27 protein-coding genes are annotated in these 24,086 nt (G+C 40.3%); 9 read left to right on the plus strand and 18 right to left on the minus strand.

The window, feature by feature from the left end; all coding sequences use genetic code 11:
* Positions 1-58: 58 nt before the first annotated feature.
* Genes J8L98_RS12870 through rpoE form a run of 4 tightly spaced genes read right to left on the minus strand, consistent with a single transcriptional unit; the run spans position 59 to position 2,657 of the window.
* On the minus strand, positions 59-517 hold the full coding sequence (locus J8L98_RS12870) for a SoxR reducing system RseC family protein (protein ID WP_210996747.1): 459 nt from the start codon (positions 515-517) through the stop codon (positions 59-61).
* Entirely contained in the window at positions 514-1,464 is a 951-nt protein-coding gene (locus J8L98_RS12875; protein WP_192508071.1) for a MucB/RseB C-terminal domain-containing protein, read from the minus strand. Before J8L98_RS12875 ends, J8L98_RS12870 begins: the two co-directional genes overlap by 4 nt.
* A 4-nt stretch (positions 1,465-1,468) precedes the next feature.
* Positions 1,469-2,074, minus strand: coding sequence for an anti sigma-E factor RseA C-terminal domain-containing protein (locus J8L98_RS12880; RefSeq protein ID WP_210996748.1), 606 nt, complete (start codon positions 2,072-2,074; stop codon positions 1,469-1,471).
* A gap of 1 nt (position 2,075) precedes the next feature.
* Positions 2,076-2,657 carry an RNA polymerase sigma factor RpoE gene (gene rpoE, locus J8L98_RS12885; RefSeq protein WP_192508073.1) on the minus strand — a complete coding sequence of 194 codons (582 nt, stop codon included), beginning with the start codon at positions 2,655-2,657 and terminating at the stop codon, positions 2,076-2,078.
* 253 nt (positions 2,658-2,910) lie between these two features.
* On the opposite strand from rpoE, the gene nadB reads away from it, so the two are divergent.
* Positions 2,911-4,503: an L-aspartate oxidase gene (gene nadB, locus J8L98_RS12890; RefSeq protein WP_192508074.1), complete on the plus strand. Its 1,593-nt coding sequence runs from the start codon at positions 2,911-2,913 to the stop codon at positions 4,501-4,503.
* A 393-nt stretch (positions 4,504-4,896) separates the two neighbouring features.
* Here the strand turns inward: nadB and J8L98_RS12895 are convergent, their stop codons facing one another.
* Entirely contained in the window at positions 4,897-5,148 is a 252-nt protein-coding gene (locus J8L98_RS12895) for a succinate dehydrogenase assembly factor 2 (RefSeq protein WP_192508075.1), read from the minus strand.
* Positions 5,149-5,344: 196 nt separating this feature from the next.
* Here J8L98_RS12895 and J8L98_RS12900 point away from each other — a divergent pair, with 196 nt between their 5' ends.
* Both J8L98_RS12900 and J8L98_RS12905 read left to right on the plus strand, forming a co-directional pair.
* On the plus strand, positions 5,345-6,259 hold the full coding sequence (locus J8L98_RS12900) for a folate-binding protein YgfZ (RefSeq protein ID WP_210996749.1): 915 nt from the start codon (positions 5,345-5,347) through the stop codon (positions 6,257-6,259).
* A gap of 12 nt (positions 6,260-6,271) precedes the next feature.
* Positions 6,272-6,757, plus strand: coding sequence for a peptidylprolyl isomerase (locus J8L98_RS12905; RefSeq protein ID WP_210996750.1), 486 nt, complete (start codon positions 6,272-6,274; stop codon positions 6,755-6,757).
* 61 nt (positions 6,758-6,818) lie between these two features.
* Here J8L98_RS12905 and J8L98_RS12910 read toward each other — a convergent pair whose 3' ends face one another.
* The 3 genes from J8L98_RS12910 to J8L98_RS12920 are packed head-to-tail and all read right to left on the minus strand — an operon-like array spanning position 6,819 to position 8,539.
* Positions 6,819-7,337 carry a hypothetical protein gene (locus J8L98_RS12910; RefSeq protein WP_210996751.1) on the minus strand — a complete coding sequence of 173 codons (519 nt, stop codon included), beginning with the start codon at positions 7,335-7,337 and terminating at the stop codon, positions 6,819-6,821.
* An 11-nt stretch (positions 7,338-7,348) separates the two neighbouring features.
* Positions 7,349-8,164 carry a DUF481 domain-containing protein gene (locus J8L98_RS12915; RefSeq protein ID WP_318782618.1) on the minus strand — a complete coding sequence of 272 codons (816 nt, stop codon included), beginning with the start codon at positions 8,162-8,164 and terminating at the stop codon, positions 7,349-7,351.
* A 39-nt stretch (positions 8,165-8,203) separates the two neighbouring features.
* Positions 8,204-8,539 carry an HI1450 family dsDNA-mimic protein gene (locus J8L98_RS12920; RefSeq protein WP_210996770.1) on the minus strand — a complete coding sequence of 112 codons (336 nt, stop codon included), beginning with the start codon at positions 8,537-8,539 and terminating at the stop codon, positions 8,204-8,206.
* Between the two features lie 160 nt (positions 8,540-8,699).
* On the opposite strand from J8L98_RS12920, the gene J8L98_RS12925 reads away from it, so the two are divergent.
* From J8L98_RS12925 to J8L98_RS12940, 3 genes are all read left to right on the plus strand, one after another.
* On the plus strand, positions 8,700-9,491 hold the full coding sequence (locus tag J8L98_RS12925) for a crotonase/enoyl-CoA hydratase family protein (protein WP_210996771.1): 792 nt from the start codon (positions 8,700-8,702) through the stop codon (positions 9,489-9,491).
* 421 nt (positions 9,492-9,912) lie between these two features.
* A complete protein-coding gene (locus tag J8L98_RS12935) occupies positions 9,913-10,614 on the plus strand; it encodes an LrgB family protein (protein ID WP_210996753.1) in 702 nt (233 codons plus the stop codon).
* A gap of 24 nt (positions 10,615-10,638) precedes the next feature.
* Positions 10,639-11,469 (plus strand): mechanosensitive ion channel family protein, encoded by an 831-nt coding sequence (locus tag J8L98_RS12940; RefSeq protein ID WP_210996754.1) that lies wholly within the window; start codon positions 10,639-10,641, stop codon positions 11,467-11,469.
* A 61-nt stretch (positions 11,470-11,530) separates the two neighbouring features.
* Here the strand turns inward: J8L98_RS12940 and J8L98_RS12945 are convergent, their stop codons facing one another.
* Positions 11,531-11,986 carry a hypothetical protein gene (locus J8L98_RS12945; protein ID WP_192508083.1) on the minus strand — a complete coding sequence of 152 codons (456 nt, stop codon included), beginning with the start codon at positions 11,984-11,986 and terminating at the stop codon, positions 11,531-11,533.
* A 306-nt stretch (positions 11,987-12,292) separates the two neighbouring features.
* Positions 12,293-13,672, minus strand: a complete 1,380-nt coding sequence (gene cysS, locus J8L98_RS12950) for a cysteine--tRNA ligase (protein WP_210996755.1) — start codon at positions 13,670-13,672, stop codon at positions 12,293-12,295.
* A 204-nt stretch (positions 13,673-13,876) separates the two neighbouring features.
* Here cysS and J8L98_RS12955 point away from each other — a divergent pair, with 204 nt between their 5' ends.
* Entirely contained in the window at positions 13,877-14,368 is a 492-nt protein-coding gene (locus tag J8L98_RS12955) for a peptidylprolyl isomerase (RefSeq protein ID WP_210996756.1), read from the plus strand.
* Between the two features lie 57 nt (positions 14,369-14,425).
* Positions 14,426-15,166, plus strand: a complete 741-nt coding sequence (locus J8L98_RS12960) for a UDP-2,3-diacylglucosamine diphosphatase (protein ID WP_210996757.1) — start codon at positions 14,426-14,428, stop codon at positions 15,164-15,166.
* 15 nt (positions 15,167-15,181) lie between these two features.
* Here the strand turns inward: J8L98_RS12960 and miaE are convergent, their stop codons facing one another.
* Entirely contained in the window at positions 15,182-15,934 is a 753-nt protein-coding gene (gene miaE / locus J8L98_RS12965) for a tRNA isopentenyl-2-thiomethyl-A-37 hydroxylase MiaE (protein WP_210996758.1), read from the minus strand.
* Between the two features lie 273 nt (positions 15,935-16,207).
* Between miaE and J8L98_RS12970 the strand changes: the two genes are divergently transcribed.
* Positions 16,208-16,807, plus strand: a complete 600-nt coding sequence (locus J8L98_RS12970; protein ID WP_192508088.1) for a Yip1 family protein — start codon at positions 16,208-16,210, stop codon at positions 16,805-16,807.
* Between the two features lie 99 nt (positions 16,808-16,906).
* Here J8L98_RS12970 and purF read toward each other — a convergent pair whose 3' ends face one another.
* From purF to J8L98_RS13005, 7 genes are all read right to left on the minus strand, one after another.
* A complete protein-coding gene (gene purF / locus J8L98_RS12975; protein ID WP_210996759.1) occupies positions 16,907-18,433 on the minus strand; it encodes an amidophosphoribosyltransferase in 1,527 nt (508 codons plus the stop codon).
* A 17-nt stretch (positions 18,434-18,450) separates the two neighbouring features.
* Positions 18,451-18,945 carry a CvpA family protein gene (locus J8L98_RS12980; RefSeq protein WP_210996760.1) on the minus strand — a complete coding sequence of 165 codons (495 nt, stop codon included), beginning with the start codon at positions 18,943-18,945 and terminating at the stop codon, positions 18,451-18,453.
* 60 nt (positions 18,946-19,005) lie between these two features.
* Positions 19,006-19,692: an SPOR domain-containing protein gene (locus J8L98_RS12985; protein WP_210996761.1), complete on the minus strand. Its 687-nt coding sequence runs from the start codon at positions 19,690-19,692 to the stop codon at positions 19,006-19,008.
* Between the two features lie 15 nt (positions 19,693-19,707).
* A complete protein-coding gene (gene folC, locus J8L98_RS12990; protein WP_210996762.1) occupies positions 19,708-20,961 on the minus strand; it encodes a bifunctional tetrahydrofolate synthase/dihydrofolate synthase in 1,254 nt (417 codons plus the stop codon).
* A 23-nt stretch (positions 20,962-20,984) separates the two neighbouring features.
* A complete protein-coding gene (accD, locus tag J8L98_RS12995) occupies positions 20,985-21,860 on the minus strand; it encodes an acetyl-CoA carboxylase, carboxyltransferase subunit beta (protein WP_192508093.1) in 876 nt (291 codons plus the stop codon).
* Between the two features lie 293 nt (positions 21,861-22,153).
* Positions 22,154-22,951: a tRNA pseudouridine(38-40) synthase TruA gene (truA, locus tag J8L98_RS13000; protein ID WP_192508094.1), complete on the minus strand. Its 798-nt coding sequence runs from the start codon at positions 22,949-22,951 to the stop codon at positions 22,154-22,156.
* Between the two features lie 203 nt (positions 22,952-23,154).
* On the minus strand, positions 23,155-24,086 hold a 932-nt coding region (locus J8L98_RS13005), incomplete at its 5' end, for a FimV/HubP family polar landmark protein (protein ID WP_282098773.1).

The following is a 24,086-nucleotide window of genomic DNA, read 5'->3' on the forward strand; positions in this document are numbered from 1 at the left end:
ATACTGGATTCTAAACTTCTGTAAGTCATGGTTTATAATAAAGCCGAGATTTTACCTTTTATTTGCCGCAATCACCATCTATTTGCGTCAGAGGAATACTAATTGGATAAACTTTCACCAATCGAACTTCATGCTTCAAGCGTTTAACTTGCTGTTTAGCAATTAAAAAGCCTAAAAACCCACCTATCACAGCACAAAATATTTGCCAAGGTTCAGGTAAGCTAAAACCGACTGCGCTGATAAACAAAGCAAAAAATGCCCCCAACAATGGAAACATATATACAAAAAAAGCATTGCGCACAATATGTCTATCATCTAATGACAAACGTATTTTTTGACCGACTTCTACGACATGTTCAAGTTCAATTGGGAAGGTTTTGTTATGAGTACCAAACAGTTTACTAAATATTTGAGAGCCACATTTACCATTGCAGCCGGCACAAGCTGCCTTTTGCTCAGCTTGTAAATATGCGGTAGTGCCATCAACTGACACCACCTGTAGAGTCTGTTCAATCATAAAGGTCGTTGTACCGACTCAGCAATGCTCTTTGCTGTCAACGCAGGGATATTACCTACAACTGATACATCAAAAGCACCTGAGTTATGCACATATACTGTGGTCGCACCTGAAGAGAGCGCACCACTGGCCCGTTGTCCTGGTAATGGCCGCTGCACAAAGACCGAAATATCAACTAAACCATCAGAGTATAAGTAGTAATCGGCCAATTCGTTATTTAAATCCAATTTGTGTCTGTCTGATTTAAGTAACTTAAATCCCTGAGGTAACCATCCAATTACCCAATTGCTCGTTGTGCTACCTTGCTCATTGACAGTTTGCATTGGTAATGGTGCTGGAAATTCTTTCTGTTGTAACTCAAGAAGTTGAGATGATGGTTCAGGAGTGACACTTATGTGAGTTAATAACAACTGCTCTAAAAGGTCACCTTGTTGGTTTACATAAGCCGCTTTCAAAAGTAATGACGATTGTGTGTCAATCCATAACCAATAATTATATTTACTCTCATCTTTTGACTCTATTCGTACCAACTGTGAAGGCCTGCCAGCAACTCGTCCTTTACCGCCCAGCACAAAATCATAGTTTTCTAGTAAAGAAGAAATATCTTTAAATAAAACTTCCGGAATAGGCCCCGCGATTGAGTCAGTACTTATCGAGTAAGGAGGCGACTGGGGTTCAAAGTAAGTTACACGGTCATTTACTCTTACCATTTCTAGGCCAGCACCATTCAACAAACTTAATAGTTCAAGTTCTGTATCACCTTGTTTTGCGTGTATCCAACGATAAGGTTCCATCCCCTTACCCTTAGAAACAACGAATGATGCGTTAAAGTTCCTAGTATGAACAGCTTTTGCCATATTGTGTAAAAGCTGCTCTGCTGTCGTTACATCATTAGCGTTTGCAATAAATGTAAAAAATAAACCTAAAATACAGCCAATTAATCTCATTTAATTACTTCTTTTCCTCTGGCTGTTCATCTGCTCGCTGTATCTGCTTTTGCAAAGAGTACGCTACTCTTGATTGTCTTTGATGTTCTAAAACGAGAGCACCTATACGCTGCTGTTGTAGCTCACGCAAGCCTTTTTCGGCGCTTTCTAAAGCAGGTTGCTCTGAAGAGAAACTCACTGGAGACACTCCACCTGCCAATGGGGTTGATTGGAATACAGGTAAGTTATCTGTATTTTCACCACTTGGCTGCGGCATTGTATTCACTCCGACAATAGCAACAAGCGCGACACTCGCAGCAATAGCCATTTGTGATAGCGGCTTTTGCCAAGCGCTTAACTTAATTACTTTTGTTCCATTATCTTGAACATCAACCTGCGACCCCACTGGAACACTATGGCATGGCTCACTCTCTAACGCTGCAGCCACGCTTGCAGTAATATCAATATTGAGCCCACCCTGGCGTTCACGCATTACATCCCCAATCTGGGCATAGCGAACAAACTTTTCAGTATCAAGTTGTGCCACTGATAGCTCATTCGACGGTAAGTCACCATCTAGCACTCGAGACGCTACTTCTTGACGCGATGCAGTGTGGTTAGCTTTTGTCATGTTAGGATTCACCTATTAATGGGTTTAAATTATTGTCTATCGCTTCTCGAGCTCTGAAAATGCGAGAACGCACTGTCCCTACTGGACAATCCATAATCACCGCAATTTCTTCATAACTCATCCCTTCGATTTCTCGCAAGGTGATAGCGGTTTTCAAGTCATCAGGCAAACCATCGATAGTTTGATATATCACTGATTTAACCTCTTCACTTAACAACAAATTCTCTGGTGATGCATTAGAGCGAAGTTGCTCTGCGCCGTCATAAAACTCGGCTTCTTCTGCATCGACATCATTGGCTGGCGGCTTTCGCCCTTGAGATACCAAGTAATTTTTCGAGCAATTAACAGCTATACGATATAACCACGTATAAAATGCACTATCTCCCCGAAAGTTCGGCAATGCACGATAAGCCTTAATAAATGCTTCTTGTGCAACATCTGCTACATCGCCATGATTAGACACATAACGAGAGATCAAAGCCGCTACTTTATTCTGATACTTGGCAACTAAAAGGTTGAAGGCGTTTTTATCTCCTTGCTGAACCCGCTTAACCAGTTCTAAATCCAAATCCTGCTCGCTCATTCGAGCCGGTACTCCTCATTGTTATAATTTATCACTTAATCACTATTGCCATTAATCACAGCTACTCTGACTAAGTTATAAATAAAAAGTTCTGTTTTTTTATATTTTTTTTAAAATAAGTCCAAATTACACGTCTAGACGTATATATCAGCACTAAATGCTAATAAAAATATTCAGTATTGACGTCAAGTTAGTTGTATCATAGCAGATATGTACATATAGCTGAATGAAACGCATAGAAAAAGCGAAGATCATGAAACAAATAAAACACCATCACACTGACGTAGTTGTTATTGGCAGCGGTGCTGCCGGTTTAAGCTTAGCTCTATCTTTAGCAAACCACTGCCACGTAACCGTTGTCAGCAAAGGTGCGCTAAAAGAAGGTTCAACACTCTATGCTCAAGGTGGAATAGCCGCAGTATTCGATAAAAAAAATGACAGCATTGAATCCCACGTAGATGACACGCTAGCCGCAGGAGCGGGATTATGCGACCGAGAAGCGGTTCATTATACTGCTAGTAATGCGAAAAATTGCTTAAAGTGGCTTATTGAGCAAGGTGTGCCATTTGACATGGAATTTGATAGTAAAGGTAAAGAGCGCTTTCACTTAACACGGGAAGGAGGCCACAGTCACCGTCGTATATTGCACACCGCCGATGCGACCGGTAAAGCTGTGCAAACAACATTAGTCAGTCAAGTATTAAGTCATGCAAATATCACTGTATGTGAACAATTCAATGCCATTGACTTAATTCCAAACAAAAATAATAAGAAACAGATCGATGGTATTTATGTCTACAATCGTATTGCCGAACAAGTAGAAACCATTTCAGCAAAGTTTGTGGCGTTAGCAACAGGCGGAGCTAGCAAAGTATATTTATACACTTCAAACCCAGACGTATCGAGTGGGGATGGTATTGCTATGGCGTGGCGTGCAGGATGTCGAGTCGCCAATATGGAGTTTAATCAATTCCACCCAACCAGTTTATATCACCCAGAGCTACAAAACTTTCTTATTACTGAGGCCATGCGCGGTGAAGGAGCGCTATTGAAGCGTCCTGACGGTACTCGGTTTATGCCTGATTTTGACGAACGAGAAGAACTTGCACCACGGGATGTCGTTGCACGCGCGATTGATTATGAAATGAAACGTCTTGGTGCGAATTGTGTTTACCTAGATATCTCTCATAAAGATAAAGACTTTATCATTGAGCATTTCCCGACGATATATGCCAAATGTTTAAGTGTTGGGTTAGATATCACCAAGGATGCAATCCCCGTAGTACCTGCAGCACACTACACTTGTGGTGGTGTAATCACCGACTTTAATGGCAGTACTGATTTAAGTAATTTATATGCGGTTGGAGAGGTCGCCTATACAGGTCTCCACGGCGCCAATCGTATGGCGAGTAATTCCCTACTCGAATGTATTGTATTTGCTCATGCCGCTGCCAAAGATATTTTACTTAAACTTAACACTATGCCCGCCCCTCCTATGCTGCCTGAATGGGACGAAAGTAGAGTAAGTAATTCAGATGAAGAAGTGGTGATTACGCATAATTGGCATGAGTTACGTTTGTTCATGTGGGACTATGTTGGTATCGTTCGTTCAACTAAACGACTTGAAAGAGCACTGCGCAGGGTTGAGCTACTTAATCAAGAGATCCACGAGTATTATGCTAATTTTAGAGTCAGCAATAACTTATTAGAGCTTAGAAATTTAGTTCAGGTTGCGGAGTTAATTATTCGCAGTGCATTAGAACGTAAAGAGAGCAGAGGCTTGCATTATACATTGGATTACCCAGATCAAAGCAGTAACCCAGAACCAACCATTTTAACACCTTAACTTGAACAGTTTAAGCTTACACGACACAATCGTCTCCACGATTGTGTCGTCAACGCAGACTGTATAACGCACAACTGTTGAGAATGGTCAAAATTATTCACTTCCAAAACAAGTACATTGAAGTACAACTTCGCCCGGCTAACTTTGCCTTCTATAACCTGTTCACCGGTTTGCCAACTAATATAGTTTTTTGAAATACTAAGGTTTATGACGCCTGATGTAATGAATTTCTTTTCCAGTGTATTGATACTGATCACACACCCCAATATACAACATAATATATTGCTGATTATCACCACAACCGTTGGGAATAACAAAATGAATAGAAAACTTAGACATGCAAAAAAGACCACGATTGTTCGATGGTCTAATACATTATTTTTTACTTCAAATCTATACGCGGACTCTGCCAAGAATTAATTGCACCATGGTATTTAGCTCTGCATCAGGACATTGTTCATGGCCCATAAACCAAGCAAACAAGTCCGGGTCTTCCATTTCAAGTAATCGTTGAAATACCAACTTTTGATGTTCTGACAATGCATCATACGCTTCGTCAACAAATGGCCCAAGTAAAACATCAAGCTCTAACATACCCCGACGACAAGCCCACTTTGTGCGAGATTTAGAAAAAAGCTCAGCCATTATTCACCCCTAAAAATTAATTTCTTATCACCTTCTTAAGTTTAAGATTATATCTTAGAATATGTGTAGAAATACACCGCTTTACTTTAAATCACCAAATAAAGCTCTCATATCTGTTGTTAAATCATCACCATCCATTTATGACACTCTGGATATGCGTTATTATTAAAAAACTCAATTTATAGGGATCTATATTATGTCGCTCACTCGCGCTTTTCAGTTGCCATATCAGCTGATTTCTATTTCAGGTCAAGAGCAACTAAGTTATTTGCATGGCCAGTTAACGCAAGATATGAATCTAATCACTGATGAACAATTTATGTGGGCAGGCCACTGTAGCCCTAAGGGCAAACTTTGGGGCGCATTCAGAGTATTTAAATTTAATGATCATTTTTTTATGATGGGCTCTGAAAGTGAAGTTGCGGCATCAGCACGAGAGCTAAAAAAATATGGTGTGTTCGCGCAAGTCGATATTCATCATTTAGCCTCTCCAAATATCATAGGAATATTAACTGACAACGAAACTAAAACATGTGAATTACTCGGCTTAAACTTCGCAAACTCAAATGCATGTGAGTTCGCCAATCAAAAAGCACTGCGTTTGGATGAAAACCGTATCGTGCTTTACGTTGATGAACATTTCAATTTACCTGCTGAAATCACATTAAGTGATGAGCACCATGCCTTTACAGAGGCAACGATTATTGCGGGTGAGCCGCAGTTAAGTGATGGAATGGTTGAAGAGTTCGTCCCACAAATGATTAACTTGCAAGCAATTGGTGGAATAAGCTTTAAAAAAGGGTGTTATACCGGCCAGGAAACGGTTGCGCGCATGCGTTACTTAGGTAAAAACAAGCGTGCTATGTATATTCTACAAGGCTCCAATGACAAAGCGCTCAGTGAAACTGATGTGGAAATACAGTTAGGTGAAAACTGGCGTCGAGCAGGAAAAATTATCAATCAAGTTTATAATTCCAAAACACAAAAATATAGTGCTTTAGCTGTACTACCTAATGACACTGATGTTACATCGACATTACGTGCTAAGCACTCGCCAGAGGTATCTATGTCAATTTTACCTCTGCCATATTCTCTAGAAGATGACAAATAGACGGGAAATATTATGAAAATCGCACCAAACAAAGTAGTGAAAATGCATTATTCAGTACTAGATAATGACAAAAACACAATTGATAATTCATTTGATGGTGAGCCATTATTGTTTATCATAGGTACAGGCTACTTAATTCCAGGCTTAGAAGATGCAATCATAGACAAAGTAGCTGGTGATACCTTAAGTGTGACCGTTGAGCCTGAGCAAGGCTATGGTGAGCGATATGATGACCTAATGCAAGCGGTACCTAAATCAATGTTTGATGGTATGGAAATTGAGGTCGGTATGCAGTTTAGAGCATCGACTGATGACGGTGATCAAATGGTTATGATCATTGATATTCAAGATGAAGAAGTCATCGTTGATGGAAACCATCCTCTTTCAGGGATTACTCTACATTTTGACGTAGAAATTTTAGAAGTGCGTGATGCGACTGAAGATGAACTAAGTCATGGCCATGTCCATGGCGATGGTGGGTGTGGTCACGATCACTAAGCTTTAATTTAAAACGCTCACCATCCAAGGTGCGCGTTTTAAACACATTAGCAATGAGTCGTTAATTCATATCAAACGCATCTTTTTTGCGCTTTTTCAACTGAGTTTCAATCTCATCGGTCGTTCCTTCTTCACTCAGTTTTGGCTCGATAATTACTTTATCTTGCATCGTATCTATGAGTGCAGCCTGATCATTCGTTCCCAACCGATACTTCATTCCATCATTCAGTGTTATTTCAACTGCACGGAAGCCTGAAACAGAATACACCCAACCATCATTGGTGATCCTCATACCAATACCATGGCGAAACGTATTCGTTACCGCTTTTATAGACGATATTTCGTCAAAATTTAATGATTTCTTCGCAAACCCAGGTCCAAACCACCACGATAGCTGTTGCGCTTTTTGGTCTACTTTAATTGTTAAACCGTAAAACACCACTGCCACTAACAACAAAACGCCTGCGAAAAGTAAGATAGCCGCGTTGTTACCCATCAGCACGATTGCCATCGCTAAAAAGCTTGCAATCCAGGCGACAATTCCCCAGATAGTCCATGCTAATTGTGTATGTTGGTACATCTCTACTCCTATTAAAAGCTATAAACCAAAGTAACACCTAATTCGGTATCTACTTTTTGTTTGTTTTCTTCTGGCTGGGAATTATATCTATAGGTATAAGATACTTTTAATGACACCCCCCCCATTACTTGGCTCACCAAGGCCGTCTCACTAAATACTCTGCTATTTAATCCTGATAATGACTTTTCGATACTAAGATCATGGTTAAATCGAGTCTGCTTAGATACCGTTCTTTCCCATTGCAATGATACCCTCAGCAATTGCCCGTGCTGAGTTCGGTCTACGTCGGGTTCAAGCACCACATCATGAGCTGTTTTAGATAAATATAATCCAGGTCCGATATCGAAGTCGACGGTATTTTTGGTACCTTGGAATATCCGGTTGCCATACCCCAGTGCTACAGTCCCTGTATATGCTTTACCATTAAACTTATCATTATTGTAATCGCCATAGATAAACAAAGACTCATTATCACGTCCAATTTTATAGTTCCCTTGCGCGGAAATATAATAGCGTGAAGCAGATACATCCGATTTATCTGTATCTGAATCTGTTTCTTCTTTATACAGGCCATCGAGTTTGAAGTGATTGCGCCAATGTTCAAAATCTTGATACACATTACTTTTTAGCTTAAACGCTGTACTTCGTGTGTTACCTTTATTGGCTATCAAGCCAAACTCGATATCTCCGTACAACACTTCACCTTGATGCAACTTATGTATTTCTTCGTCGGATAATTCTCCGTACTGATGAAACTCTTCAAATGGGTCGACTGCCCAAGACTGAAAACTACATGCAGTTAGATAAGCGTAACCTGCTAATTTGATGTATGACACAATACTGATTTTCTACTTCACTCTGTTATTTTACTGTTCTAATTGCACTTTCTCTTGCTTCCATAAGACATGACAAAATGGAGCATCCATATCACGGCTAATTAAGATACGTGCAAAAACTTCATCGCCATCTTCATATTCAATTCCGATTATAACTTGAATAAAGTGCTCCGGTTCAATTTCCAAAGAAACAAACTGCTGCCAATCATCATCTGGCTCACTATCCTCAATGAAACCATACTCTCCGTGATGCTCGTTAAATTGCTGAATATCTTGTTCCGATAAATTCTCTGGTGCTAACTGTAAAAAAATATCATACGCTTGATGGGTGATCTCTTCTACGCTAGAAAGGCGAGCAGACATAATGGCAATCTCTTTATTTAAGCTATAGCGCTATCATAGCAAAGTCATAAATTTGTTGGCTATCTAGATCCGTTAAATTATCAAATTTCTTTGATGAATTTACTCGAGATAGAGTTTACACTCTAATTTGGTTGTAAGGTTTACAGTTTTATGGAAGAAAATGATGATTACACTAGAAATCAAAAATAACATTGCTTGGGTAACGCTCAACCGTCCTAAGAAACAAAACGCGCTCAACTTATCAATGTTTATAGAACTTGATAAAATCATTAAAGACCTCAAAAAAGATAAAACAGTCAGAGCCGTGGTTTTATCCGGAGCTGGCGGTCACTTTTGCTCTGGGTTAGATGTTAAATCTGTAGTAAATAAACCAGCTGCAATTTTCAAACTCTTATTCAAATGGCTACCAGGCAGTGCCAACCTCGTGCAACGTGTCACTTTAGCGTGGAAAGACCTCCCTATCCCCGTCATTGCTGTTATAAATGGCAACTGCTTTGGCGCAGGCCTGCATATCGCCCTGGGTGCCGACTATCGCATAGCGGGTCCGTGTGCTCAACTGGCTATCATGGAAGCAAAATGGGGGTTGTGCCCTGATATGGGCAGTGGTGTTTTATTACCAGGCCTTATTAATCAGGACATACTGTGGCGTATCACGTCACAAGCTCAACCTATTAGTGCATCTAATGCCAAAGAGTATGGACTGATCAGTGAAATACATACACATACAGCTGGTGCAGTCACTGCATTATTAGATTCTCTATTATTGCGCTCACCAGACGCACTTGCCGCAATAAAAAAAGTGAACAATTGCGCCTACTCAGCAAATCGACGACAAGTTCTCTCGCTAGAAACCTGGTCCCAATTGCGTTTATTAATAAATAAAAACACCCGCATTGCAATGCAAAACGCAGTAAAGGAAGAAATAAAGCCGTATATCCCGAGAAGTAAATGGTAAAAGAGTCTCATTGCCAAACGCTCTAGTACATATTATGGTGTCATTACTTTAGAGGCAGATAGACCTATTTTGATAAAACGTATTCTTCAAACCTGCTTTGCGTTATTGCTCCTTATTATTTGTTTGTACAGTGCGAAAGGTGTGATCCATATTTTCCAATTGACAATTCCTGGACCATTATTAGGTATGCTAATTTTACTGCTCTTGCTGTCTGTAAAGTTAATAAAACCTATGCACCTTTCTCCTGCAGTGATACCTATTTTAAAGTACATGGCGTTGTTTTTTGTCCCAGCCGGAGTAGGAATTATTCAATACATCCCCCTCTTTTCAAGCAATTTACTATTATTACTATATATTTTAATCTCAATCCCATGTCTTGGCCTATTTATCTCTGGCTATATCGCTAACAAAGGGCGTTATCGTGAGTAACCTCTTACTAATAAGCGGGCTCACCATTGCTCTTTTCTTCCTCTGCCGCGCGCTCTATAAACGTATTCCCACCCCTTTGCTCAACCCTGTTCTTACTACTATTTGTATTTCAAGTACGATATTATTGGCATTAGATATACGGTACATAGATTACAAAGCCGCAACTATGCCTATTAACTTTTTCTTAGAATTGGCGGTAGTGTCTCTGGCATATCCAATTTATATGCAGTTTAGAATAGTTAAAAAGTCGCTGCTATTACTTCTTTCAAGTAGCTTTACGGGCGTCAGTGTAGCCACTGTAGGCGCGTACTTCCTATGCTTGGGGTTCAATGCTTCACCAAACCTTACAGCGTCATTAGCAGCGCTTTCAGTCACAACACCTATTAGTCTCATTGTCACTGAAAGTTTAAATGGATTGCCGGCAGTCGCAGCTATCATGGTCATACTTATCGGTGTTTTTGGAGGCGTATTCGGCCTGCATATCTTATCATTTCTCGCAATTGATAAACCTCAAGCCAAAGGGGTTGCGCTTGGGGTATCATGCCATGCTATTGGCACTGCCACCGCAATAGAATATCACCCACAAGCTGGCGTCTTTGCGTCTGCCGCAATGACTATAAGCGCATTAATCACAGCCTTTTGGGTACCTATACTGTATAAATGGTTAACTAAAGTCACTTTATTATTCGCGTGAAATATACCTCTAGGACTTCGCACTATGATTGAGCAAGAAATACAGCAATTTGAACATTACTTTAATTTAATTCGAGACTATCTCATCAACTATAGCATGCAAGTTGTTGGCGCAATTGTCATCTTAGTAGTTGGCTTATGGCTTTCTAACCGACTATCTAAAATGGTAGAACAGCTCATGCTGCGCCATAAAATGGATGTAACCTTAACTAACTTTATCAGTAATGTTGTAAAAGTACTGCTCATCATTATGTTCGTGATCATTGCACTGGGTAAACTTGGGATCAGTGTAACCCCATTTGTAGCAGCCATTGGTGCAGCATCTTTAGGGGCTGGCTTAGCTCTGCAAGGCATGCTATCAAACTACGGCTCTGGGCTTGCCATCATTGCTACCCGACCTTTTATTGTCGGAGATACAATTTCAGTTAAAGGAGTTAGTGGACTTGTTAAAGTAATCGAACTCGGCCATACAATCTTGGTAAATGAAGACCAAGTTGAAATTACCATTCCAAATAAACATATTATTGGAGAAATCCTCCATAACACATTTAAATATTCATTAGTGAAAGGTGACATTGGTATTGCCTATAGTGCTTGCCCAAACACGGCAATTAAAGTCATTAACCAAGTGCTTTGTGCCCATTCAAATGTGACAAATAACCCAGCACCCCAAATTGGGATCGAACGATTCGGTGATAGCGCAATAATTATCAGTTATCGTTATTGGGTACCGACCACTCAAATTATTGAGTCTAAACTCGCGATTAACCAGCTCATTTACAATGCTATTAAAGCAGCAAATATTGATATTCCTTTTCCACAAAGAGTTGTTACGATCAATAAAAGTGATGACTAAATAGAATAGAAAAAAGGCACCTTTCAGTGCCTTTTATGTGGTTGGGTAACACTTAAATCTACTAATAAATTACTGTTGAGATCAATGCCCGTGCAGCACAAAGATCTGACATCATTCTGCTCATCGCCTCTTGTGAACTCAAATACCCCGTTGCAGCTTCACCGTCATCTAAAAAGAATGACATAAGCTGTCCTCGACGCGTCACTATATACATAGTCAATGCACTGTGACCTTTACTCTGTAAAGTTTGCACAAACTCACTACTCGGAACAGAGAGCTCAACGTGAACTTGGTCACTACTAGACAATTGATCTTCGGATATTTCTTTGCACACAAGCCAAGTCTCGCTCTGAGAAAACGGATCTTTCTTTCGAGCAAAGCATTGCACATCAAGAGGCAACCCCGGTACTGACCGAAATGTAAAAATACTGCTATTGAAGTGCCTAAGACCCACGTTCATTTTATCGACAAATATGCCGATATTATCTAACTCAGTACTTACATAGTTATCTACCATGGCTCGCCACCGGAATAAATCACACTTATTTAACTATAATTCTACTTTTAATTAGTGCAAGATTTCTATCATATGTAAATATTTAACACTAAATACGATAATTTACTAGGTTTTTCGATGAACCACTGATTTTCAAGACAAATAGCTTCAGAAAAATAGCAATATACGCTTTTATACAAAAGTACCAGGGCGAATTGTTTTAGAGAAATAATGTAATTTTAAAAACAAAAAAGCACGATAAAAAATCGTGCTTTTAAGCATGAACTGTCATCGGTCATTACAGACCTTATATGCGCAATACGTATCTTATGCTTTACGCCAGGTGGTCTTTCCTGCACTGTCTTCAAGCACAACCCCAAGCTCAGTGAGTGCATCTCGTGCCGCATCAGCAGCTGCCCAGTCTTTATTTGCCCGAGCTTCATTTCGAGCAACGATCAACCCTTCAATCTTTGCAACTTCATCATTACCTTGCTCACCTTGCAAGAATGCTTCAGGCGCTTGCTGCGCAATACCTAATATCTCACCTAATTTTACAAGCACATATGCATGCTCTCCTGCTGCTTTTACATCTTTCTCTCTTAGCACATTAATTTCTTTTGCTAATTCAAAAATCACAGGTAAAGCTTCTGGTGTATTAAAGTCATCGTTCATTGCCGATTCGAAACGTTTAACGTAGATGTTCTCTGCTAGTTCCACTGCGATTGTTTCGATGCCGCGTAAAGCGGTATAAATACGTTCTAACGAGGCGCGTGCTTGGTCAAGGTTTTCTTGAGAGTAATTTAATTGACTTCGGTATTGCCCATTAATTAAAAAGTAACGTACTGTTTCACGATCATACTTTTTAAGAACCTCTCGCACAGTAAAAAAATTCCCTAAAGACTTAGACATTTTCTCTTTGTTTACCTGCACCATACCTGTATGGATCCACGTATTTACATAGCGACCGTTGTTCGAACAGCATGATTGTGCGATTTCATTTTCGTGATGAGGAAACTGTAAATCAGAGCCACCTCCATGAATGTCAAAGAATTCACCTAAGTGTTTCGAGCTCATAGCACTACATTCTATGTGCCAACCTGGACGACCATCACCCCAAGGGGATGACCATGATGGCTCATCTGCTTTAGCCTTTTTCCACAGTACAAAGTCCAATGGATCATCTTTATCATGAGCCACCTCTACCCGAGCTCCCGCCTGCAACATTTCTAAATCTTGTTGAGATAACTGCCCATATTGCTCAAATGTAGACACGTCAAACAACACATCACCACTATTGGCAATATAGGCATGGCCTTTCGCGACTAGACGTTCAATCATTTCAATGATTTCATCCATATGACCAGTCACTGTCGGTTCTATATCCGCAGGTAAAATGTTTAATGCAGCAAAATCCTCATGCATCGCTTTAGTCATTCGAACCGTTAATTCATTAATTTCTTCGTTATTTTCAGCTGCTCTTTTTATTATTTTATCGTCAACATCTGTGATATTTCGTACATAAGTAACTTGGTAACCCAGATGACGTAAATACCGGTTCATAACATCGAACGAGACATAAGTGCGCGCATGCCCCACATGGCAGAAATCATAAATCGTAATACCACACACGTACATGTCGACTTTACCTTCGACTAATGGTTTAAACGGCGCCTTTTGGCGTGTAAGTGTATTGTATATCTGCAACATGTAGCGTTATTCCTAAACAAAAGTAGACATGAACAACAATGATAACACTTGCTCTGCCACCGCTCTATACCCAAATCAATACAAATCCATATGTTTACGCGCAATTTTTCATCAGCTGATAATAAATATGCGACGAAAATTGTCAGCCTAGTTATTTCTGCTATAGAATATCCTTCTTTGAAAACTAATTATTAGGAAGCCTCTATGGTTGTTCTACACACTAATTTCGGTGAGATCAGTATCAAACTATTCGCTGAAGAAGCGCCAGCTACTGTTGAAAACTTTTTAAATTACGCTAAATCCGGTTTTTATGATGGCACTATATTCCATCGTGTAATTGACGGGTTTATGGTTCAAGGTGGAGGCTTTACATCAGGTATGGAGCAAAAAACAGTCCAATCACCTATTCAAAATGAAGCGACTAATGGCTTAAGTAATAAAACAGGTACGTTGGCTATGGCACGTACGCCTGATCCACATTCAGCTACAGCGCAATTTTTCATTAACGTAAATAATAATGATTTTTTAAATTTCAGCAGTGAAACATCACAAGGCTGGGGCTATTGTGTGTTTGCTGAAGTCGTTGAAGGCATGGATATTGTCGAGAAAATTAAAAATGTAGCGACAGGCTCTTCAGGCTTTCATCAGGATGTCCCTCTTGAAGATGTGCTAATCGAAAAGGTTACTGTAGCTTAATCGATTACAACAAATCATAAGCGGGTCATTTACCCGCTTTATTTTGCAAGAGGCCCAATGCGTAAAACTTACTTTATCTCTGACCTTCATTTGACCGATGACCGCCCTGACATTACCCGTGCTTTTTATGATTTTCTTGATACGCATATGAATCAAGAAGTCGATGCGCTATATATTTTAGGCGATTTCTTTGAAGTCTGGATTGGTGATGATGAACAAGCACCCTTGGCTATTAACATTGCTGAAAAATTAAAAACATTACAAAGCATGCATATTTCAGTGTACTTTTTGCACGGCAATCGAGATTTTTTACTTGGTAAAGCTTATGCACAGCAAGCCGGCTTTACGTTACTGCCTGAACAAATTGTAGTCAATTTATACGGCACTGATACAGTTATACTCCATGGTGATGAAATGTGTACGCAAGACATTGCCTATCAACAGTTTCGTAAAAAAAGTAGAGGGTGGTGGTGGCCCAAACTCATTCTTGCGACACCACTTTGGTACCGCCGTAGAGTAGCTAGAAAAGCACGTTTAAAAAGCAAACAAAATCAATCAGGGAAAGCAGTTGAAATACTCGATGTGACAAACGATGCCGTCAAAGACATGTTTGCACAACACAATGTATGCAATATGATCCACGGTCATACACATCGACCTTATGTCCATACATATGAACCAATACAGCCTGAACAACCACTTCTTACCCGGACTGTATTAGGTGATTGGTATAGCCAAAGTTCATACTTAGTCGTTAATGAACTTGGCCAAAAACTCAAAGGGACGACCTTAAAGTAAATTCAACAAAGCAACTTATACTGGATATCCTGAGTGAAATTTAAAGTCTGTATCTGGGGAAGTGATCAAGCCCGCTTCTACTTCACCAAAAAACGTCACTCGTTCAGAAATATCACCACCAGCAATCTCTTCTGCCAGTGTTAAATAATCTTGATAGTGGCGTGCTTCTGAGCGCAATAAAGAAACATAAAAGTCCCCAAGCCTTTTATCAACATGAGGCGCAAGCTTAGCAAAACGCTCACATGAACGAGCTTCAATATAAGCACCACAAATCAACTTATCAATCATCGCATCCGGCTCATACGTTTTAACATGACGCAGCATCCCCTTTGCGTAGCGGCACGGGGTAATACTGCGATATTCAACGCCATACTCATCCATGATCTCTAACACTTGATAAAAGTGATGTAACTCTTCTTTAATCAGAATTACCATTTTATCTATCAAATCTTGCCCATATGGTGAATTAGATTTTGGGATCACTGACTTTGTGAGTTTATTCTTGCCAGGAAGCGCACGCCAATCCCCTTCTCGCTTATAAATGAGTGTTTCAAAGGGCTTTAACCACTCTAATAAGGCATCAGCACTGTCTTTATCAACTGCATATTTACGTATCAAGAACATCGCTGACTGGGCTGCTTTGAGCTCGCAGATCAGATGGTCAATTAAGACAATTGATAAATTATCTGGGTCAATTGCAGCTTCAATCCACGCTTGAGGTGTTTCACATTGTAAGAATTGTTTAATTGGGTGTAATAGCTCGTCCAAGGGTTACATCTCTTCTAAAATTCAGGAAAATAGGTCTTATGACTCTTAATTTTGCGCAACACGAGCAATTATACCATAACCCTACCCAACACAAGTAGTCGATACTTCGCCTTGAACCGACTCGGTAAACAGGTTTTACTTCATCTGTTTTCAAATAATTCAAAACTTTTCAATTAGACGAAAGTTTAACCTTTTCTTGACAAAAATTGAGCAGTCCCTCATAAATTATATGTGCAGTATAAAAATAATACCGACAACAAAAAGGGGCATAATATGATTTTTAACCATTTGTGGGGCTTATACGCTCACCCACTTGAAGAGTGGCAAACAATAGATAACCGTCATGAAAGCGTAAAGTACAGCCTATCTCATATTGCAATAATCGCATTGATCCCAAGTATTATGGGGTATTACTCATCAGTTCATCTAGGATGGGAAATTGGTGTTGGAGATGCCGTTTATTTAACACATGAAAGCGCACTACTTATTGGCATTGCCATGTATACAGCACTCATTTTAGGCATTTTTGCCTTATCGTACCTTGCACATTGGATGGCGGTTACATTTGGCGCCAAACCAACATTTACCCAAACTTTAGAGCTCTCTGCTTATACAGCAACACCTATGTTTATGTCGGCATTCTCAGCATTTTACCCTGAACTTTGGTTTGTGGTATCTGCGGGAATGGTTGCCTTAGCGTATTCTGTGTACTTGCTCTACACAGGTGTGCCAATACTTATGCATATTCCTGAGGAACGCGGGTTTATCTATGCCAGCTCTGTGGTGACTTGCGGTTTGATACTACTCGTGATTATATTAGCTGCAACAGCAATTTTATGGACCAATGGCATAATTAGTCCTACATTCAATTAGGGGTATCGAAACCGACACCCCTTGCTTTTATCCTAAATTAAAAAGGAGCGACCAGTCGCTCCTTTTTTGTTTTAATGAACCTGTTAACTGACTATAAAGTTATTCACCTTCGTCTGTTTCTTGGTTATGTAACTCTAAACTAGAAGACATGGCATGTTCACGTGTTGACTTAGCTGAATCATTACGTAATGCATCAATGCGATTCAAATAATTTTGATCAACATCTCCAGTAATGTATTCCCCATCAAATACTGATGTTTCGAATACTTTAATCTCTGGATTCTCTTGACCAACCGCAGCAATCAAATCATTCAGCGATTGATAAATTAGGCCATCGGCGCCAATGCTTGCGTTAATATCTTCAACTTCCCGTCCGTGCGCAATCAGTTCTGCCGCAGATGGCATATCAATACCGTACACGTTAGGGAAACGTACTTCTGGTGCTGCTGATGCAAAATACACATTTTTTGCACCGGCTTCACGCGCCATTTCAACAATTTGCGCCGATGTTGTACCACGTACAATTGAATCATCAACAAGTAAGACGTTTTTGCCTTTAAATTCACTGTCGATTGCATTGAGCTTGCGACGAACTGATTTCTTTCGTAGTTCCTGCCCCGGCATAATGAATGTCCGGCCAATGTAACGGTTTTTCACAAACCCTTGGCGGTACGGCAAGTTCAACTCAGACGCTATTTCTAACGCTACATCACAAGATGTTTCTGGAATAGGAATAACCACGTCAATGTCTTTGTCTGCCCAATCTCTTGCTATTTTCTCACCCAATTTAGTACCCATATTCATACGGGTCGCATAAACTGACATATTATCAATAACTGAGTCTGGGCGGGCAAAATAAACAAACTCGAAAATACACGGTGCATGTTGAGTTTTCACTGCACAGATTTGTGAATGCAATTGTCCATCTTCGGTTACATAAATCGCTTCGCCTGGCGCGACGTCACGAACAAACTCAAAACCATCAATCTTTAACGCAACACTTTCAGAGGCAAACATATACTCAACACCACTGCTCGTCTCTCGTTTGCCAAAAACCAGTGGGCGAATGCCGTTTGGATCTCTAAATGCAAGAATACCATGTCCGATGATCATCGCAATACTCGCATAACCACCTGTTGCCTGTGCATTTACCTCGGTAATTGCATTAAACATGTCTTCAGCATCGAGTTTCATCTTGTTAGGTTTACCTAACTCATGTGCCAATATATTTAATAAAATTTCAGAGTCTGACGTTGTATTTACATGACGGCGCGCCGTGGTAAATAAACGCTCTTTAAGTGCTTCTGCATTGGTTAAATTACCATTATGAGCAAGACCAATACCAAAAGGAGAGTTCACATAAAAAGGCTGAGCTTCAGCTGAGCTAGAAGAGCCTGCTGTTGGATAGCGCACATGCCCAATGCCGATGTTACCTTGTAGGCGCTTCATATGACGTGTATGGAACACATCTTTTACTAAACCATTTGCTTTACGTAGACTAAACGTATTATTGTCAATAGTAATTATGCCAGCAGCATCTTGGCCACGGTGTTGCAAAACAGTTAAGCCATCATAAATCGCCTGATTTACAGGAGAAGTTCCGACTATCCCAACGATACCACACATGAAATTTTCCTCGCCGATTAACGGTTTACTGAATTTAAAAAGCTGGAGTTATGCTCAAGGTAGGTAAAAAACCACTCTATCACAAAGCCAAATTCAGGGATCAAAGTAGATGCTGACCACCACTGCGTGCCAGGCGCACTAGTGAATGCATCCAGAAAAAACAATAAGGCGCTGACGACCAGTACGCCTCGTAAACCACCAAATACGATTCCGAAAAGTCGATCGGTGCCAGACAAACCCGTGCGCTGCACAAGCTCACCTAAGATATAGTTAACAAACCCACCCAACATCAAGGTCGCAATGAATAATATGGCAATTGCGGCCGCATTTCTTAAAAGGGGTTCTGAAATGGAAGTGAGAAAGGTTGCTAGATATTGATAAAAAAGACTAGAGATAAAGAATGCGCCGATCCATACGACTAGAGACATAGCTTCTTTGACGAAACCACGAAGTAAGCCAAATAATGTCGATAACCCGACAATACACAGTATAGCGTAATCAACCCAGATCATAATAACCAATAAGTCGTTAATTTGGGCGCATTCTATAAGAGCCTAAAGGCAATTACCAGATCATTTTGCAATATTGAACTGAGTAAGACGGCCATTCAATTTGGTTAATTCTTTCAATTTAGATAGCTTAGATTCGAGTTTCGTCTTATCCAGGTCTGGGCCAACAAACACTTTGGTCAATGTACCATTAGGCGTTTTTACTGGTCGTGTAAAAGCTTTAAAGCCAGCATTGTGTAACTTTTTAACCAACGCATCCACATTCGGTTTATGTGAAAAGCTACCCAACTGAATCACATAAGCCATTTTTGTCAGGTTGGAAGTGCTATTACGCACCGGGGGAGTGACTTTGGGCTGAGACTTTACTGTGACTTTTTCTGGTGCAGGTTTGACTTGCCCTTGCACTGTTGCGTCTGTAGTAGACACATTTGCACTACTATTTTTCGTCTCAGATTCATCGGCTTCAACCTCACTATTTACTTCAGTTGCTTTTACAGCAGGTTCAAGTAAATGCTCATCGTCTGCCTCAACCTCCTCAATAGCCTCACCACGTATCGTTGGGCCGTTCTCTACTCGCAGGTTTATTTTCGATTTTAAATCGACTGTCGTAAACTCAGGACGTTCTGGGATGGCTTTAAAGCCTTCTTTGTAGTGAACCTTTTCACCATCAAGAATATTGGGAATAAAAACTATGGCCGCAACAACGACGATACTTGTTCCTACTAGACGGTTAATAAATCCTGAGTTCACGTAATTACTCTCTATTTATTCAAAATATGCAATGGCATCTGCCACCGTGAAAAATGAGCCAAAGATAATCAATACAGTCTGCTCATCTAGTATTGGTACAATACAGTCAAGCGCCTCTTTAACGCTGTCAAATACCTGACTCGATGCTATGTTTGGTATCAATGTTTGTAAGTTGGTTGCTAATTCTGCACGAGGGTTTTGCAAAGACGCACATGACCATGTATCTACTAAATCAACCACTTCATTGATAACACTCAATTTATCTTTATCTGCAAGCATAGCGATTAATGCATGAATTTTAAAGCCCCGCGCTTTAAAGTCATTCAATTTATGTGCTAAATACCGTGCTGACTCTGGGTTGTGTGCCACATCCGTGAATACTCTCGGCTGCGCACTTAACTGCTGAAAACGGCCTTCAACTTGCAAGTCAATCAAACATTGCCTAATGACATCTTCTTCTGGTAATAAATTTAACCGTGCCAATGTGGTTAATGCTGTGGTGACATTTTGCGCTGGAATAGAGGGCTTAGCAAATTCATAATCAAAATCGTTATAAATCCACCTAAACCCCGTAGGCGTAGGAATAAATAAAAAGTCACGCTTTGACAGTATCAAATCAGCGTCAATTTCAACGCCATAATCGGTTACTGTATGGGGTATTTTTAAATCCCCCACAATAGCTGGCGTATCTTTACGGAAAATACCTGCTTTATCGTACCCGACTAGCTCTCGGGTATCTCCTAAATATTCCTTGTGATCTAAATCAATCGTCGTGATCACACTCGCATATGGTGTAACAATATTGGTCGCATCATGTCGTCCACCTAATCCAACCTCAAGAAGGATAAAGTCGACTGCAAAGCGCTTAAAAATAGCAAGCGCACCCAATGTGCCATATTCAAAATAGGTTAAAGGGGTCTCTTTTCTACCCAGCTCTAATAAATGAAAAGCATCAACATGCACTTGATCTTCTAGTTCTTTTCCATTTATTCTGACACGCTCGTTATAACGACTTAAGTGGGGTGATGCATAGGTACCAACACTATACCCTTGAGCAAGCAAAAGTGACTCTAAACAACGTGCAGTTGTTCCTTTGCCATTTGTCCCAGCGATAAGAATAATTTTGCTTGGCGTGTCAAGTAAGTCAATATTTTGCGCAACTTCTTGGACTCGTGCTAAACCCATTGCAATATTCGCAGGGTGCACACTTTCTAAATAACAAAGCCAATCATCAAGGTTTGACGATTGGCTGGGCGTCTGAATTGTCATAAACGTAGCTTAAACTAAAAAATTTACGCTACTCTATGCTCTTGTTCAGTTGAAGGCAAGTCCATAAACTTAGCAAGTATACGTGCTAAGGTATCTCTCATTTCGCGTCGGTCAACAATCATATCGATTGCACCATGCTCTAATAAGAATTCACTGCGCTGAAAACCATCTGGTAACGTTTCACGTACAGTTTGTTCAATAACACGTGGGCCCGCAAAACCAATAAGTGCTTTTGGCTCTGCAACATTAATATCACCTAGCATAGCAAGCGATGCAGAAACCCCACCCATTGTTGGGTCGGTTAACACTGAAATAAATGGCAAACCTTTCTCACTCATTTTTGCCAACGCCGCGCTTGTTTTAGCCATTTGCATTAACGACATCAAAGCTTCCTGCATACGTGCACCGCCAGATGAAGAGAAGCATACCAATGGCATATTATGCTCTAAACTTTGGTTCACTGCGTCAACAAAACGCGCGCCAACAACAGAGGCCATTGACCCGCCCATGAAAGCAAATTCGAATGAAACAGCAGCAACAGGCATACCTTTCAAACGGCCTGTCATAGCAACCAACGCATCTTTTTCGCCGCTTACTTTTTGTGCTGATGAAATTCGATCTGAATATTTTTTCGAATCTTTAAATTTTAGTACGTCTTTCGGCTCATGCTGAGCACCAATCTCTTGAAGATCAGCATCGTCTAAAAAATACTCTAAGCGCTTACGAGCGCTTAAACGCATATGATGATCACATTTAGGGCAGACATTTAATGACTTTTCAAGTTCAGCTTTATATAAAATAGCATCACAATCTCCGCATTTTGCCCATACACCTTCAGGAATTTCTTTTTTACCCGAAGCTTTTGCTGTTTTAGGTAAGATCTTTTCTAACCAACTCATTTGCAACTCTCTTGTGCTAATTCTGTGTCGCGACGTCTGTAAATACAGACAAACTGATTCAATTAAACCATGATTTAGACTACAACGGTATAAAAAACTGGTCTTAGTAGTCATGCCATAATACGAGCCATAACAAACAAATCAATAATAATTTACTTATATTTATTATAATAAACATTATTGATACTTATGACTAAATTAGAATGGCCTCGGCTCGAAAATAATTTTTACACACATTCACTATCGAACGCATTAATAACGTTTGTGTTATTAATGACGAATCAACTAACGTATTATTCAATGTCTTTATTTGGTAAAAATAATGGTCCTAGTGACGTAGACGGTATTCCCCACTTTTCAGGATAATCCACATCCACTAAATACAAGCCATTTGGTTTTGCCGTTGCGCCTGCTTGTGTGCGGTCTTTAAGTGTTAACAGCTCCGCCATCCACTGTGGAGACTGTTTCCCCATACCAATGTCAGTCAAACATCCAGTGATATTTCGGACCATATGATGCAAAAATGCATTCGCTTTAATATCAATAACTAAATAATCATTTACGCGCTCTACGCTTAAATGGTGGATATTACGAAACGGGGTATTCGATTGACAATGTACCGCCCGAAAAGAGGTAAAGTCTTGTTCGCCTAACATGGCAGGACACGCAGCCTGCATCAAGTTTTCGTCAAGGGGATGATGAAAATGCGTTACACCACTGCGCAGTATTCCTGGTCGATATGCATGGTTATAAATAACATATCGATACCGTCTCGCCGTCGCACTAAAGCGTGCATGAAATTCATCATCAACTTGCTGCGCATAGCGTACCGCAATATCGTCAGGCAACATCGAGTTTAAACCCAAAGTGAAGGCGCTCATGTCTCGCTCAGCATGGGTATCAAAGTGAACAACTTGACCGGTTGCATGCACCCCCGCATCGGTGCGCCCAGCGCACACTATATCAATAGGATGATTACAGATACGAGATAATGCTGTTTCCAGCTCTTGCTGTACACTATTTACGTGAGGCTGGCGTTGCCAGCCACTGTAATTTGCCCCGTTGTATTCTATTCCTAATGCTACACGCATATTCACTTCTTATCTCAATGTTTTAATAGCCGAGCATTTTATGCGATCGCCCGCATGAATAAAAGCGTGCTCGTGATACTTAGCTTATTTATCGCCATTAACCCCTGTACTACCGAAATTATTCAATTTATAGATATGGGCACCACTCAATAAAAAAGGTATAGCAAGCTATACCTTTAATCACCTTCGTTGATTTGATTCATCTAGTGCTCAAGCTTACTTTGTAACGCTTGCGCTTCTCTTTGAACCGACTCAGGGCCATTTTCTAAAACTTCTTGGATAACTCCCATAGCACCATCATAATCTTCAATTTCAATATAGGCACGAGCCAAGTCGAGTTTTGCGGAGAAACCATCTGCTTCTAAGTCAACATCGGTTGCATTATCCCCTGCTAAAAACTCATCAAAATCCCCTAACCCAACATCCATATCTGCTTCATTGTAAGGTTCTTCTGAGGGTTCTAAATCATCACTTTGAGATAACAAATCATCGATATTGACAAATTGATCTTCCTCTTCAACTTCATGCTCTTCTGATACGCTAGCAGTATCCGTCTCGTTTAACTCGGTTTCTAGCTCGTCACTCAGTAATGATTCAAAATCAACTTCCACGTCATCCAAATCATCAATATTCACAGAGTCTGGTTCTGATAAATCATTAAGCAGCGCATCAAAGTCTGTGTCCGATAAATTAGACATAAACTCACTTTCAATTGCCGCCTCATCGATTTCTAATTGCTCTGTATTTTCTTCCTCTGCTGACAATGTATCTAAATTAGATAAAAACTCATCTGGAGATACCGTTTTTTCAACATCATCAGTGGAGCCTGAATCTTCCTCCTCAAATTCAAACTCAGGTGCATCAGCCAAATTGGATGGCTGTATAGCTTCACTTTCAAGTGCTTGCGTTAAATCAGATTCAACAGACTCCGCAACGTCATTTACAGGCTCATCTACCTTCTCTGCTTGTTCGTCGAATTCACCTAATGTGTCATCCAGTACTTCATGATGCGTCTCTGCGCTGGCATCATCACTTACGTCATCACTCTCGGGCTCTAACGCTTGTGCTAGATCCGGTTCAGGCTTATCTGATTCCGCAACATCACTTGCAGGCTCATCGGCCATAGCATCCATTG

The sequence above is a fragment of the Pseudoalteromonas sp. MMG013 genome, assembly GCF_018100885.1.
GTDB classification, from domain to species: Bacteria; Pseudomonadota; Gammaproteobacteria; order Enterobacterales; family Alteromonadaceae; genus Pseudoalteromonas; species Pseudoalteromonas aurantia.